Origin of the sequence: Caulobacter sp. Root1472 (assembly GCF_001426985.1) — a bacterium.
Lineage (GTDB): Bacteria > Pseudomonadota > Alphaproteobacteria > Caulobacterales > Caulobacteraceae > Caulobacter > Caulobacter rhizosphaerae.
Genome location: NZ_LMFX01000002.1, coordinates 1 through 14,749 on the forward strand (window position 1 = coordinate 1; position 14,749 = coordinate 14,749).

Sequence of the window (14,749 nt, forward strand, 5' to 3'; positions counted from 1 at the left end):
TCAAGCCGTGGACCGACGCCTACAACCTTGCCCGCCCACACGCCGGCATCAAAGGTCTCACACCCTGGCAGCGTGTGAACAACCTTCTTGGAAACGACAGCTAAACCCCCACCGACCAGCAGAACAGCTCGCCATCCTCCTCGTCCGTTCGCTCGCCGGTGCGTTCGAAGCCGTTGGCCTCCAGCACCCGCTGCGAGGGGCCGTTGTGGATCGAGGTCTCGGCGGTGACGGTCTTGACGCGGTGGTCGCCCCGCGCCCAGGCCAGCAGGTCGGCCACCGCCCGCCGGGCGATCCCGCGCTGGCGGCGCGAGGCGGCGACGCCGTAGCCGATCATCACCGTATCGCCGACATAGGGCGTGCGGACCAGCGAGGTCAGGCCCACCACCTCGCCGTCCTCGACGATCATCCAGGCGTTGGGGTGGAAGCTCTCGCCGACCTGGGCGGACAGGCCACGCAGCATGGCCAGCACCTCCGGCGCCTCGACCCCGCCCTCGGCGACGGCCAGACCCTCAGGGGACTCTCCAGCCAGCAGGGCGGCGAAATGGGCGTCAGTGGCTTCGATCAGCATGGGCGGGTTTCTAGAGGCCGGAGCGTCGGGCCGCAACGCCGGGTTGCTCGCGGGGCAGCTTCGGTCCAGGCTGACGCCGCTCCACATGAGGTCCACATGGCCAGGTTCGACATCAGGCGTATGTTCCACTCCGGCCCCGCCGTTCTGGCGATCGCCGGGGCGGGCCTCCTGGCCGCCTGCGGGCCGGGCTCCAGCTCGACCAGCGTCGTCCTGACCGGCCCGCCCGACAAGGTCGAGGCGCTGATCGCCCAGTACAGGCTGCATGACTCGCCGGTTCAGGCGCACCTCGAGAAGCTGGCCGACGGCCGCGAGCGCGCCGCCTTCACCAAGCCGGGGGGCCTGCCGGCCGGCGAACTGGTCGGCCTGGGCAAGGCCGCCGCCAAGGCCGGGGTGGCTTTCGAGTTCTCCAGCGGCGCCAAATGGGGCGGCGCATCGGCCGACGCCTCGATGAAGACCACCCCCGCGCCCGGCCCCGCGCCCAAACCCGCGTCGAGCGGGGTCTAGGACCTCGGCTTGGCGATCTTGACGCCCGAGGCCAGCAGCTGCGGCTTGATGTTCAGGGCGTAGTCCTCGTCGAACCGGGCCTGGGCGTCGGCCTTGACGGCGGCGATCACCCGGTCGCGCGCCTCGCGGGCGGGTGGGAAGTTGAGGTCGCAGGCGCTGGCGGCCGGGTCCTGGCCCTGGTCGGCCGCGCCGGTCTCGCCCGTGGGCAGCTCCTCCGACACCGGATCGGTGCAGCCGAGCAGGCCGGTCATCGACGAAAAGCAGATCGACCGCTGCAGATAGGCCCGCAGCCGCCAGCCGCACTGCGCCGCCCGCTGGTCCTCGCCGTCGGGAACCTTGCGGTCGACGTCGTAGCGCAGGAACACCTGGTGGCGGACCATGGCGCTTTCCGCCCGCCGGGCCTTGGTCAGGACCAGCCGCAGGTCGCTGGCGACGACCGTCATGGTGGCGCTGGCGCCCTTGACGGTGCTGGGGGCGGGCGCCACGTGGGGCGAAGACATGGGCGGCGTCGAGGCGGGCGGCGGTCCGGCTTGCATGACGATGTCCCCCTTGGTCGTGAACAACCTTAGGGCGGCGTGGCGGCGGCGGTCAAATGGGCGAAGCTTACCGCCCCATCCCGCGTCGCAGAGCGCCGCGCATGAAGTCCTGGGGGGGATCGGCCTCGGCGATGATCGAGTCGCGGATGGCGCGGGGTTCGCCGAACAGGTGCCCCTGGGCGTAGCCGATGTCGAGCTCCAGCACGTCGACCACCTGGCGCTCGTGCTCGACCTTCTCGGCGATCACCTCGATGCCGTAGCGGCGGGTCAGGCCAGCGAAGTCCTCGGCGTTCAGGTCGGGCAGCGAGGCGATGACCAGCTTGCCGTCCTGCTCTTCCAGCTGGTCCAGCATCATCTGGGCGCCGACCTTCAGGAACTTGACGTCGGCCCGGGCCAGGTCCTGGAAGTCGAGGTCCAGGTCGGTGACCTTGTCCAGGCTGAAGCGGAAGCCCAGGCTGGCCAGCCGCGCCATGTGGCGGGCCTCGACCGGACCGCGGTCGTTGAAGGCGGCCTGGCCCAGCTCGAAGATCAGGGCCCCGTGCAGGTCCTTGTTGACCTGCAGGAACTCCAGGAACTGGGCGAAGAACGCCTCGTCCGACAGGCTGGCCAGCGAGATGTTGCAGAAGATCCCGACCTTGCGGTCCTGCTTGGCCAGGCGGCGGACGATCTGCACGCAGCGGAACAGCAGCAGGTTGTCGATCGCGGCGGTCAGCCCCTCGGGCTCGGCCACGGCCAGGTACTCGGCCGGCATCATGATCCGGCCGGTGTCGTCGCGCAGGCGCGAGAAGCTCTCGTAGAACACGGTCCGGCGCTGGGGCAGGCTGACCACCGGCTGCAGATAGAGGTCGACCCGGTTCTCGGCCAGGGCGTCCTGCACCACCTCGATCAGGGCGTTGGACTGGGGCGAGCGGCCGCGCGGCTCGGCGCGGGCCACCTCGACCTGGTAGCTCAGCTGGTGCTCCAGGCGCTGGCTCATGCGCACGACCAGGTCTTCCAGCTGATGGACCTCGCTGGTCAGCTCGGCCGAGCGGCGCTGGGCGTCGTCGGCGACGGTCTCCAGCAGGCCGCTGATGCGGGCGTCGACCTTCTCGACCTGCTCCAGCAGGATGCCGTGGGCCTCGCGGATGGTCTCGATATCGACGCGCAGGGCCGCGCCCTGCAGGACATTGGCGATCACGCCGTGGATGGCGAAGCACAGGCCCATGGCGCCGATGAAGGCGGCCAGGCCGACGGCCGGCGCGGCTCCCATCCGCCACAGGGCGAGGGAGACCACCAAGGCCAGACAGAGATAGGCGCCGGTCAGCAGCGCCAGCATCAGCCTTCGCATTCGAGTTCCCTACGAATCGTCAAGCTCAGTATGCGAGTCGCGCTGGCCGTGAGTCGAACAGATTAACGACTCTGAGCCATTACGCCGCGCCTTAACCACAAATCAGCTCTTCGTGAACGCGCGGAAAAGGTTAACGGCGCCAGCCCGTACAAACCGTGGGAAACAACGGTCGACCATCCCCGTTTGCCCCTCCCCTCCGCCTCTGCTATCCCCCGCCCATGCCTTTCGTTCGGAAAACCCCGCGAATTAACCGCCCGGCGTGACGCCGCCGGACGACTGCTCCAGCGCGCGCCGGGACGACGACCCCGCAACCCTTTTCCGAACCCCCTACGCTGGATAGCTCTCCCATGGCCGACGACGCCACGACGACCGCCCGCGACTACCGCGAAACCGTCTTCCTTCCCGACACCCCGTTCCCGATGCGCGGCGGCCTGCCCAAGAAGGAGCCCGAGATCCTGGAGGGCTGGGCGGCCCTGTCGGACAAGGGCCTGTACGGCGCCGTGCGCGCCGCCCGCCAGGCCGCGAACGCCCCGCTGTTCGTGCTGCACGACGGCCCGCCCTACGCCAACGGCGCCATCCACATCGGCCACGCCCTGAACAAGACGCTGAAGGACTTCGTGGTCCGCAGCCGTTTCGCCCTGGGCTACGACGTCGACTACGTGCCCGGCTGGGACTGTCACGGCCTGCCGATCGAGTGGAAGATCGAGGAGGAGTTCCGCGCCAAGGGCCGCCGCAAGGACGAGGTGCCGGCCGCCGAGTTCCGCAAGCGCTGCCGCGAATACGCCGCCGGCTGGATCGAGGCCCAAAAGGTCGAGTTCCAGCGCCTGGGCGTGCTGGGCGACTGGTGGAACCGCTACGCCACCATGGACTACGCCAGCGAAGCCACCATCGTCGCCGAGTTCCACAAGTTCGCCACCAGCGGCCAGCTCTATCGGGGCTCCAAACCGGTGATGTGGAGCCCGGTCGAGCGCACGGCCCTGGCCGACGCGGAGATCGAGTACCACGACCACACGAGCCCGACGGTGTGGGTGAAGTATCCCACTCTGCACATCGCTCCGCATGATCAACGTAGCTATCCACTGGACGCCAAGATCGTCATCTGGACTACGACGCCTTGGACAATCCCCGCGAGCCGAGCGATCTCCTTCAATCCCGCGATCTCCTACGGGACCTACGTCGTGCGGTCGTTGGAAGAGGGTCTCGAGTTCGAGCCATGGGCTCATGTCGGCGAAAAGTTGATCGTCGCCGACAAGCTGGCCGAGCAAGTTCGTGTAGCCGCCAAAATCGGCACTTGGGAGCGGGTGGAAGCAGCCGACCCAAGCATCGTCACGGCCAAACATCCGCTGTGGGATCTGGACGACGGCTACAAGATCCCAATCCCTCTGCTGGCCGGCGATCACGTGACAGACGATGCCGGTACCGGCTTCGTCCATACCGCGCCCGGTCATGGTCAAGACGACTACGCTGTATGGGTCGAAAAGCGACTCGGCTTCGCTGCTCTCAACAGCAAACTCCCGGCGTCGATCCAGCAAAGGATCGATGACTCCATCCCCGACACCGTCGATCCCGACGGCACCTATTTCCCGCACGTGCCGCTGTTCGCCGGCCTGAAGGTCATCGAGACCGAGGGCAAGAAGGCCGGCAAGTTCGGCCCGGCCAACGGCGCGGTGATGGACAAGCTGATCGAGGCCGGGAACCTGCTGGCCCGCGGCCGCGTCGAGCACAGCTACCCGCACAGCTGGCGCTCCAAGGCCCCGGTGATCTTCCGCAACACCCCGCAGTGGTTCATCCGCATGGACCAGGCCGTGCCGTCGCTGGGCGGCAAGACCCTGCGCGAGACGGCCGTCCAGGCCATCGCTGACACCGCCTTCCACCCCGACGCCGGCCGCAACCGCATCGGCTCGATGGTCGAGACGCGGCCCGACTGGCTGATCAGCCGCCAGCGCGCCTGGGGCACGCCGCTCGCCATGTTCGTCGACAAGGAGACGGGCGTCCCGCTGATGGACGAGGCGGTCAACCGCCGTATCCTCGACGCCATCCAGGATGGCGGCAGCGACGCCTGGTTCGAACTGCCGGACAGCCACTTCCTCGGCGACCGCGACCCAGCCCAGTACGAGAAGGTCGTCGACATCCTCGACGTCTGGTTCGACAGCGGCTCGACCCACGCCTTCACGCTGGAAGGTCGCAACGACAGCCGCAGCCCGGCCGACCTCTACCTCGAAGGCTCCGACCAGCACCGCGGCTGGTTCCAGTCGTCGCTTCTGGAGAGCTGCGGCACGCGCGGCCGCGCGCCGTACAAGGGCGTCCTGACCCACGGGTTCACCCAGGACGAGAACGGCGAGAAGATGTCCAAGTCCAAGGGCAACACCGTCGAGCCCCAGACCATCACCAAGGAGAGCGGCGCCGAGATCCTGCGGCTGTGGGCGGCGATGGTCGACTATTCGGAGGACCAGCGGATCGGCAAGACCATCCTGGCCACCACCACCGACGCCTATCGCAAGCTGCGCAACACCACCCGCTACCTGCTGGGCGCCCTGGCCGGCTTCGACGAGGCCGAGCGGGTCACCGACTACGCCGACTTTCCGCCGCTGGAAAAGTACATCCTGCACCGGCTGTGGGAGCTCGACGCCCAGGTGAAGGCCGCCTACGAGGCCTATCGCTTCAGCGACGTGATCCGGCCGCTGATCGACTTCTGCCAGGGCGACCTGTCGGCCCTGTTCTTCGACATCCGCAAGGACAGCCTCTATTGCGACGCGCCCACCGCCCTGCGCCGCCGGGCCTACCGCACGGTGCTGGACTACGTGTTCGAGCGCCTGACCGTGTGGCTGTCGCCGCTAACCAGCTTCACGATGGAAGAGGCCTGGACCACGCGCTTCCCCGACGCGGGCAGCAACGTGCTGCGGGTGATGCCGGAGACCCCGGCGACGTGGCGCAACGACGCCGAAGCCGCGCGCTGGGCCAAGGTCGAGACCGTGACCTCGGTGGTGACCGCCGCCCTGGAGGTCGAGCGCCGCGAGAAGCGGATCGGCTCGGCGCTTGAGGCCGCGCCGCTGGTGCACATCGCCGCCCCCGACCTGCTGGCGGCCTTCGACGGCATCGACGCGGCCGAGGTGTTCCGCACCAGCCAGGCGACCCTGGTCGCCGGCCAGGCCTCCGGGGCCTTCGCCGTGGACGAGGTCAAGGGCGTGGCCGTAGAGCCGAAGCTGGCCGAGGGCAGGAAGTGCGCCCGCTCGTGGCGCATCCTGCCGGAGGTGGGCACCGACCCGCGCTATCCGGAACTCAGCCTGCGCGACGCCGAAGCGGTGGCGTGGTGGGATAGCGTGCACGCGGTTTAAGATCACCCTCTCCCAGAGGGAGAGGGAGGGACCCGCGCCGCCAGGCGTGGGAGGGTGAGGGGTTAAGGCGCCAGATGGCGCCCGGCCAACGGCGTAACCCCTCACCTTCCCACCGCTGCGCGGCGGGCCCCTTCCTCTCCCTCTGGGAGAGGATCTAAGGAAAAGTGAAGAATGCTCAAGATCACCCGCCTCGGCTGGACCGCCTATCTGATCGCCGTGATCACCGTCGTGCTGGACCAGGTCAGCAAGGCCTGGATCCTGTCGACGCTGGGAACCGCGCCCGGCGCCAGCCAGCAGGTGGCCGGGCCGTTCTACCTGACCCTGGTGCACAATTTCGGCATGAGCTTCGGCCTGTTCCGCGGCTCGGAGCTCAGCCGCTGGCTGCTGACGATCTTCTCGGCCGTCGTGGTGATCGGCCTGGCGATCTGGGCCCGCAAAGCGACCAAGCCGCTGATGGCGGCCGGCATCGGCCTGATCATCGGCGGGGCGTTCGGCAACAACCTGATCGACCGCATCCGCTACGGCTATGTCGTCGATTTCATCGACGTGTCGCGGATCCACTTCCCCTGGGTGTTCAACGTCGCCGACTCGGGCATCACGGTCGGGGTCTGCCTGCTGCTGCTGGACAGCTTCCTGTCGGAAGAGAAAAAGCTGGCCAATCCCGACGGCCACGGGCTGTAGGACCAGCGGGCGGAGGCGAAAACCTCGTCCTTCGACAGGCTCAGGATGAGGTTTTTCCGGCGTCCGGCCTCAAGAACGGTCCTCATCCTGAGCTTGTCGAAGGATGAGGACCACGCACCGGCCTCGAACGCCGATCTGGCTCTGAGGCGACACAAGCGCCCTAACGTAGCCACGATCTCAAGGAAGATTGGCGCCCGGCCTCGGATGTCGTATCGAGAGCGTCCGAATTTACGGCCCGGGGGGCCGCTGGAGCAGGTTCATGAGTTTCTATCGGGTCGCGACCCTGGGCGCTTTGGCCGTCGTGGCCGCCACGGGCCTGGCCGGCTGCCAGTCCGCGTCGAAGGCGCTGGGCATGAGCAAGGTCGTTCCGGACGAGTTCCGCGTCGTCACCAAGGCCCCGCTGGTGGTGCCGCCCGACTACAGCCTGCGCCCGCCGGCTCCCGGCGAGCCGCGCCCGCAGGAACTGCAGCCTGAAAGCGCCGCGCGCCAGGCCCTGATCGGCCAAAGCAACGCCGCCGGCCGCTCGGACGGCGAGAAGCTGCTGGTCTCCAAGGCCGGCGTCGACAAGGCCGACCCGCTGATCCGCTTCGTCGTCGACGACGAGAACGGCGACCTGGCCCACAAGGACGAGAGCTTCGCCAGCAAGGTGATGTTCTGGAAGAAGGGCGACAAGACCGCCGCCCCGACCGCCGCCGAGACCGGCGCCACCGAATCCGTCACCGTCGACGCGGCCGCCGAGGAGGCCCGCCTGAAGGCCCTGACCGGCAACGGCACGATCATCATCACCCGCGAAAAGCAGGGCAAGATCAAGCTGCCGGGCCTGTAGGGCCTGGGGCGCTGAACTCTGGAAAGAGGCTCGCAAGGAAACTTCCGGGCCTCTTTCTTTGGCCGCAGACCCCCTCCGGCCCTCCGGGCCACCTCGCCCAAAGGGGGAGGATCTGTCGGCGCCCAGATGCCCCCCCTTTGGGGGAGCTGTCGCGAAGCGACTGAGGGGGTCTTTGCCCCCTACTCCGGCGCCGTCACCAAAAATCCCCGCGCCCGCATCTGGTCCAGCACGCCGCCGCGGGCCACCAGACTCCGGATCCCATAGACCGCCACCGCATGGCCGGGCGTGCGCATCGCCGCGCTCAGGGCCTCGACCTCGTCGCGGGTCCCCTGGCGCTCCAGGTCGGCCATGCCCGGCAGGGCCAGCAGGCAGCGCTGGAAGTTGCGCGGACCGGCGATCGCGCCGCGCACGTCGCCCCGCGCCCAGGCCCGGGCGGCCTCGCGCGCGGCCTCGGGTCCGGCGTTGACCTCGTCGAGCACGCCTTCCAGGCACAGCAGACCGGCCTCGCGCGAATGGCCGCGCACCGCCGTCTTGATCAGCGGCATGACCTTGTAGGTGGCGGCCGGCCGGACCTTGACCCGATGCTTGCGGGCCAGGCGCTGGATCGTCCGCTCCGGTTCGTCCGGCTCCAGCCGGACCGTCTTGCGATAGTCGCCGGCCATCATGATCCCCGCCCCCAGCGGGTTCCAGCCGTCATAGGCGTCGACGGGTTTGCGCAGGGTCGCCCGGGCCCGCGCCAGCTTGGGCGCCAGGTCGCCGACGGCGGCGTCCAGCGGCGCGTCGGACCTGAGCCGCTTGCGCAGCGCCAGGGCGGCCGGAACGTCGCCCAGCCCGGCCTTGCCCTCCGGCGGCAGGATCACCGCGAAGGCCCCGTCCAGCCGATGGTCCAGCACGCTGGTGTCCCAGCCCTGGCCGCGCGGCAGGGCCTGCAGCACGCCCAGCATGTAGAGCGTGGTGTCGCCGTCAGCGATTTTCCACCAGGCCGGGCCGGGCAGCCTGGCCGCCACGACCAGGGCCTCGACGACATTGGCCTCGGGGTCGTCCAGGGCCGGCGGCGCGGTCTGGGCGTGGGCCGGCGCGGCGGCGGTGAGGGCGAGGGCCGCCAGCACCCAGGTCCATGATCGCCGCATGTCAGGTCTCCGGGACAAGGCAAACTTCTCGCACTTCTTCTCAGCGGCTGTCCCTCCCCTTCATGGGGAGGGGGGACCAGCGAAGCTGGTGGGTGGGGCGTCGCCGCCGCGTGGGCGCCCTGCACCGATCCCCCACCCGACCTCGCTTCGCGAGGCCACCCTCCCCGCAAGGGGGAGGGAAGCATCTCCTGTTCACGCCCCCGGCGTCTCCACCGTGAAGCCCTTGGCCTTCAGCTGTTCCAGCACCCCGCCCTCGGCCAGCAGGGAGCGCAGCTCGATCACGGCCACCGCCTTGCCGGGGGTCTTCAGCGCCGACGAGATGGCCTTGACCGCGTCCTTCTGGCCGTCGCGCAGCTCGCGGCTGATCGACGGGGTCGAGGCCAGGCAGCGCGAGAAGCCGCGGTCGGCCGAGACCAGGGCCCGCACCTGGCCCTTGGCCCAGCGGTCCGCCACGGCCTTGATCCCGCCGTCGCCGCTGTCGGCCTGGCGCAGGCCCGCGTCCAGGCACAGCTCCTGCAGCGGCTGGGGAGCCGAGGCCAGGCTCTTGATCGCCCCCACCAGGCTGTAGCCGTCCAAGGTCTGGATACGCGGCCGCTTGGCCAGGTCCTTGTCCTTGGCCAGCGCCTTGATCTGGTCGGTGAGGCTGCCTAGGTGGATCGAGAGGTTGCCATCCTGCGAGTTGCCGATCACGAAGCCGGCGAAGGCGGGCTTGATGTCGTCCATCTCGTCGGGCTTCTTCTTGGAGGCCTTCAGCCGCGCCTCCAGCCGGGCGCGCAGGTCCGGCGGCAGGGTCTCGCGCATGGGCCGGTCCATCAGGAACAGCTTGCGGCCGCCGAGCACCAGGCTGAGCAGCCGGATGACGCTGACCTCGGCCTCCTGGCCCATGATCAGCACGTTGGCGCCGTCCAGCCGGCGGCGCAGCACCGTGTCGTCGAACGTCAGGTCGCTGGGCGTCATGCCCGGCACGCCCAGCACATAGACGGTGGTGTCGGCGTCGCTGACCCGCCACCAGGCCGGGCCGGGCATCGGGGCGTTGACCACCAACTCCTCGACCAGGTTGGCCTCGGGGTCGACCTTGTGCAGGTCGATCGGACCGGAGGCGTCGACCGCCTGCTGGGCCAGGGCCGATGAGGCGGCCAGCAGGCCAAGCAGGGCGACGCAGGCGGCAAGGCGGTGTTTGATCACTATGTACGGTCCTCGAAGGCGGGCGGAATCGATCTAGGATGATCGGTCTTCGCCAGTTGGACCGGGCCAAGCTGGACTGGTCAAATTACGAAGGCGCAATGCGGCGCCGAACGCCCTGGCGCCTGACGAGAGTTCCCGATGCCGATCCGCCGCCTGCCGCCCGAGACCGTCAACCGCATCGCCGCCGGCGAGGTGGTCGAGCGCCCGGCCAGCGCCATCAAGGAACTGGTCGACAACGCCATCGACGCCGGCGCGACGCGGATCGAGGTCGAGGCCCATGGCGGCGGCCTGACCCGCATCCTGGTGGCCGACGACGGCTGCGGCCTGTCCGCCGAGGAGCTGCCTGTCGCCATCGAGCGCCACGCCACCTCCAAGCTGGCCCCCGACGCCGACGGCCTGTGGGACCTGCTGCGCATCCACACCATGGGCTTCCGCGGCGAGGCCCTGCCCTCGATCGGCTCGGTGGCCCGGCTGTCGATCAGCTCGCGGGCCAGGGGCAGCAAGGACGCCTTCTCGATCCTGGTCGAGGGCGGCGCGGTCGGCGAGGTGGCCCCCGCCGCCTTCGCCGGCGACCACGGGGCGCGGATCGAGGTGCGCGACCTGTTCTACGCCACCCCCGCCCGGCTGAAGTTCATGAAGTCGGAACGCGCCGAGGCCCTGGCGATCACCGAGGAGATCAAGCGCCAGGCCATGGCCAACGAGGGCGTCGGCTTTTCCCTGGACATCGACGGCCGCCGGATCATCCGTCTGCCGCCCGAGCATCCGGGCCCGCAAGGCCGCCTGGCCCGGCTGTCGGCCGTGCTGGGCCGCGACTTCCAGGACAACGCCATCGAGATCGACCAGACCCGCGACGGCGTGCGGCTGACGGGCTTCGCCGGCCTGCCCACCTACAACCGCGGCAACGCCGCCCACCAGTACCTGTTCGTCAACGGCCGCCCGGTGCGCGACCGGCTGCTGCAGGGGGCCCTGCGCGCGGCCTATGCCGACTTTCTGGCGCGGGACCGCCACCCGACGGCGGCCCTCTATATCAGCCTCGACACCGCCGAGGTCGACGTCAACGTCCACCCGGCCAAGGCCGAGGTGCGGTTCAGAGACCCGGCCCTGGTGCGCGGCCTGATCGTCGGGGCCCTGCGCCACGCCCTGGCGGCGGCCGGCCACCGGGCCTCGACCACCACGGCGGCCAGCGCCCTGGACGCCATCCGGGCGCAGAGCCTGGCCGCGTCGGGCGGCTATTCCAACTATCAACCGGGCCCCTCCCCCGCCGGCTTCTCGGCCTGGCAGGCGGGCGGCTGGACGCGGCCGGCGCCCCAGGTGCTGCCGGGCCTGTCGGACGTCTCGGCCCGCTACGAGGCGGCGCCGGAGGAGGCCTACGCCACCCGCGCCGAGGCGTTCGGCGGGGGCGGCGGCGGCGTGGCCGAGGCGGTGCGCGAGGCGGCGTTCGGCGACTACGACGCCCCGCCCAATGTCGCCTACCCGGGCGGCGGCGGCCTGGGCGAAGGCCCCGGCCCGGCGTTCGACCCGGTCGACTTCCCGCTGGGCGCGGCCCGGGCCCAGGTGCACGAGACCTATATCGTCGCCCAGACCCGCGACGGCGTGGTCATCGTCGACCAGCACGCCGCCCACGAGCGCCTGGTCTACGAGCGGATGAAGGGCGAGATGGCGGCCGGCGGCGTCGCCCGCCAGGCCCTGCTGCTGCCCGAGGTGGTCGAGCTGGACCCCGCCGAGGCCGAACGCGTCGTCGCCCGCTCGGAAGAACTGGCGGCCCTGGGCCTGGTCGTCGAGAGCTTCGGCCCCGGCGCGGTGCTGGTCCGCGAGACCCCGGCCCTGCTGGGCAAGACCGACGCCGCCGGCCTGGTCCGCGACATCGCCGACGACCTGGCCGAGAACGGCGCGGCCCTGGCCCTGAAGGAGCGCCTGGAGGAGGTCTGCTCCACCATGGCCTGCCACGGCAGCGTCCGGGCGGGGCGGCGGCTCAATGGCGCGGAGATGAACGCCCTGCTGCGCGAGATGGAGGCGACGCCGCACTCGGGCCAGTGCAACCACGGGCGGCCGACCTATGTGGAGCTGAAGCTGGCGGATATTGAGCGGTTGTTTGGGCGGCGGTAGGGAAGCCAGATGCCATCCTTCGACTATCTGGAACTGCCCGTTGTCGGAGCGCGGTCCCTGGCTTGGCAGGGCGACGTGCTTGTCGACTGGCTGAATTGCACGAGCATCTACGAGCTGAACGGTAACACCACTTCAGGGGGGATTCATTACGGCTACAGGTTCGACAGTGTAGTCCAATCTCCATCCGGTGATTACACGGTGCTCTATGAGCGGCGCGGCACGAAGGGTGTCGTGCTTCGCGGCCAGGAGGTCCTCAGGGAAATCGACCGCAGCTATTATCAGGCCGATCTCTACGACTATCCGATCGCACTCTTTGATTTGCCGGACGGACGCGCAGCCGTGGTGCACTGCCCCGCCCGTTACAATCAACTGGAAATCGATCTTCTGGAAACTGGACAACGGCTGACCGCTCGCACAGAGGGCCAGGTCAAGCCGGTGGATGTCTTCCACTCGGGTCTCGCGGTCGGTGGCGCTGGCGCCGGCGCTGGCGCTGGCGCGTGGCTTATGAGCGCGGGCTGGATTTGGCACCCATGTTATGAGGTGACCTTCTATTCGCTTGAGGACGCCCTTCGTGAACCCGCAAGCCTCGACCAGGACAGCGGGGCCATAACCAACGTCGCGGAAATCGCTTCCGCCGTCTTTCTGGACGCCGATCGCGTGGCCGTGGCTTCCGATCCCGACGCTGAGGACCTCGTCGATCCCGACTACCCAGATGCTCGGCTGCGTCCCGGCATGATCGGCGTCTACAGGCCGAGCCTCGAAGATTGGGAGACTCTCGCCGCCATCACTGAACCAATGGGTCGACTTCTGGCGGTGGACGCCCAGCATGTCTTGTCCCTTTTCACGCACCCCAAGTTGGTCCACCTACCGACCGGGCGGATCGTGGAGCGATGGCCCCAGATCTCGAGCGGAAACTGGACGGGTTGCATCTCCCAACCCGCCGAGAGTGAACCGCCGATCGCATGGGATCCGAGAGAAAGGCGGCTGGCCGTCGCCTCGTCGGAAAAGATTCAGATTCTCAGCTTGTCAGACCGTCCATCCGCCCCGCCGGATGCAGCCACGCCTTAAAGCCTTGGTGGATGGGAGCTCTGGGGACTGACCGAGTCAAGGACCGCCTCCGGCGGCCGCGTCGCGGCGGCGCGGCGCGCCGTCCTTGACTCGGTCAGTCCCCAGAGCATGCTGGCAGCCAAGGTTTCAAGGCGCGGCCTCGCCGCTGCGGGCGGGGGTCGGGAGGGGCCGCCCTTCCTGAACCCTCTCTCATGGGAGAGGGAGGGGCCCGCCGCGAAGCGGTGGGAGGGTGAGAGGTTTCACCCCGTCCGGCTTCACACCGACGCCCCCCAAAGGCCGTCATCCTCGGACTTGTTCCGAGGACCCCTGCCTCCGCCGCCAAGAAGGACGATCCGTGAAGCGGCGAGCTCGCGGCCTCGTGGCGCCGACAGTTCGGCTGAACGAGGGGTCCTCGGAACAAGTCCGAGGATGACGGGGTATGGGGACGCAGCGCCGTCTTCACGCTCTCCCGGAGGAAAGAAGGCTTTGGAGACTTATGCTCGGCGGATAGCGACGAAGGCCCAGCGATTTCAACGCCCTGAACTTTTTCGACCCAAATTGATCCCCACCCCTCCAGACCGGCCGTATCCTGACCTCACCTCGTCGCAGGGAAAGGGCGCATGGCCAGCGACCGATGCGGCGGCGGGGGGCGATCGAGCGGGAAGCTCTGTCGGCGGTGTTGTCCGCGTGCGTATGGACAGCATCAAACCTCGCGTCTCTGGAGCCGGTCGGGCCTGGAACACAAAAACGACGTGGCGCGAGGGCTGGCGGAGCAACAGGCGGGCGGTGACGCGCTCGCGGTCCGGGACAGCGCCGCGGGCTTCCGGATAACGACCGCGCGGAGCGATCGGGCTTCGTCGAAAACGGTATTCATTTTCAAACTCCGGACGATGTCCGGCGCTCCGCGACCCTTTCCGATAGCTCAGCGGCCAGCCGCGTGAGAGAGCGACGCCGCGCCCCTGCCCGTGGGATAGCAGCGTTACCCCCCGGAACAGTCACGCTTGGCCGCCGCCGGAAACTGCGCCGCACACCTCCACGTTGATGCCGGAACACCCCCCAACCGGAGGCCTCCCCATGCAACTCCATCGCGGCCGCCTGATCGACCACGTCCACCTGCGCACCCAGGACCTGCCGGCCATGAAGCGGTTCTACAAGGCCGTGCTCGAGGCGGTGGGCGTGCCGATCGTCGAGGGCGAGATCCCCGGGGCCGGCGACCATTTCTACGCCGACGAGCTGTGGATCGACGTCGGCGAGCCGGCCAGCCACGTGCACCTGGCCTTCCAGGCCCCGGACCAGGCGACCGTCCAGCGCTTCCACGCCGCCGCCCTGGCCAATGGCGGGCGCGACAACGGCGGGCCCGGCGAGCGGCCCTACCACCCTGGCTACTACGCCGCCTTCGCCTATGACCCGGACGGCAACAACATCGAGGCGGTCTATCACGGCCCGGCGGACCGCTCGGCCGACAGCGTGGTGATCACCTTCGAAGCGCCGAAGGAGGGCTAGC

The 14,749-nt window shown here is 69.3% G+C and carries 12 protein-coding genes and 1 pseudogene; 8 read left to right on the top strand and 5 right to left on the bottom strand.

The genetic code is table 11. The features are described 5' to 3' along the window. Positions 1-100 precede the first annotated feature (100 nt). Positions 101-568, bottom strand: a complete 468-nt coding sequence (locus ASD47_RS03200) for a GNAT family N-acetyltransferase (protein WP_056751602.1) — start codon at positions 566-568, stop codon at positions 101-103. A 96-nt stretch (positions 569-664) separates the two neighbouring features. On the opposite strand from ASD47_RS03200, the gene ASD47_RS03205 reads away from it, so the two are divergent. Continuing rightward, positions 665-1,072 carry a hypothetical protein gene (locus ASD47_RS03205; RefSeq protein ID WP_056751603.1) on the top strand — a complete coding sequence of 136 codons (408 nt, stop codon included), beginning with the start codon at positions 665-667 and terminating at the stop codon, positions 1,070-1,072. On the opposite strand, the gene ASD47_RS03210 is transcribed toward ASD47_RS03205, so the two are convergent. Both ASD47_RS03210 and ASD47_RS03215 read right to left on the bottom strand, forming a co-directional pair. Beyond that, positions 1,069-1,608 carry a hypothetical protein gene (locus tag ASD47_RS03210; protein WP_235525742.1) on the bottom strand — a complete coding sequence of 180 codons (540 nt, stop codon included), beginning with the start codon at positions 1,606-1,608 and terminating at the stop codon, positions 1,069-1,071. The two genes, ASD47_RS03205 and ASD47_RS03210, sit on opposite strands and share 4 nt — an antisense overlap. 67 nt (positions 1,609-1,675) lie before the next feature. Continuing rightward, positions 1,676-2,935: an EAL domain-containing protein gene (locus ASD47_RS03215; RefSeq protein WP_056751609.1), complete on the bottom strand. Its 1,260-nt coding sequence runs from the start codon at positions 2,933-2,935 to the stop codon at positions 1,676-1,678. Between the two features lie 347 nt (positions 2,936-3,282). Between ASD47_RS03215 and ileS the strand changes: the two genes are divergently transcribed. From ileS to ASD47_RS03230, 3 genes are all read left to right on the top strand, one after another. Then, positions 3,283-6,270 carry an isoleucine--tRNA ligase gene (ileS, locus tag ASD47_RS03220; RefSeq protein ID WP_056751612.1) on the top strand — a complete coding sequence of 996 codons (2,988 nt, stop codon included), beginning with the start codon at positions 3,283-3,285 and terminating at the stop codon, positions 6,268-6,270. A 171-nt stretch (positions 6,271-6,441) separates the two neighbouring features. After that, positions 6,442-6,951 (top strand): signal peptidase II, encoded by a 510-nt coding sequence (lspA, locus tag ASD47_RS03225; RefSeq protein WP_056751615.1) that lies wholly within the window; start codon positions 6,442-6,444, stop codon positions 6,949-6,951. Positions 6,952-7,210: 259 nt separating this feature from the next. Continuing rightward, a complete protein-coding gene (locus ASD47_RS03230; protein ID WP_056751618.1) occupies positions 7,211-7,777 on the top strand; it encodes a DUF3035 domain-containing protein in 567 nt (188 codons plus the stop codon). 179 nt (positions 7,778-7,956) lie between these two features. Here the strand turns inward: ASD47_RS03230 and ASD47_RS03235 are convergent, their stop codons facing one another. Then, the gene (locus tag ASD47_RS03235) at positions 7,957-8,907 is read right to left on the bottom strand and encodes a TraB/GumN family protein (protein WP_056751620.1); all 951 of its coding nucleotides are present in this window, start codon (positions 8,905-8,907) and stop codon (positions 7,957-7,959) included. Between the two features lie 192 nt (positions 8,908-9,099). Further along, the gene (locus ASD47_RS03240; protein WP_235525743.1) at positions 9,100-10,092 is read right to left on the bottom strand and encodes a TraB/GumN family protein; all 993 of its coding nucleotides are present in this window, start codon (positions 10,090-10,092) and stop codon (positions 9,100-9,102) included. A gap of 138 nt (positions 10,093-10,230) precedes the next feature. Here ASD47_RS03240 and mutL point away from each other — a divergent pair, with 138 nt between their 5' ends. From mutL to ASD47_RS03255, 4 genes and pseudogenes are all read left to right on the top strand, one after another. Next, entirely contained in the window at positions 10,231-12,198 is a 1,968-nt protein-coding gene (gene mutL, locus ASD47_RS03245) for a DNA mismatch repair endonuclease MutL (RefSeq protein ID WP_056751625.1), read from the top strand. A gap of 9 nt (positions 12,199-12,207) precedes the next feature. Then, positions 12,208-13,266 (top strand): hypothetical protein, encoded by a 1,059-nt coding sequence (locus ASD47_RS03250; protein WP_056751629.1) that lies wholly within the window; start codon positions 12,208-12,210, stop codon positions 13,264-13,266. A 187-nt stretch (positions 13,267-13,453) separates the two neighbouring features. Further along, positions 13,454-13,534, top strand: a pseudogene (locus ASD47_RS28075) (hypothetical protein); the annotation flags it as partial. A 785-nt stretch (positions 13,535-14,319) separates the two neighbouring features. Next, positions 14,320-14,748, top strand: a complete 429-nt coding sequence (locus ASD47_RS03255) for a VOC family protein (protein WP_056751632.1) — start codon at positions 14,320-14,322, stop codon at positions 14,746-14,748. Position 14,749: the final 1 nt, after the last annotated feature.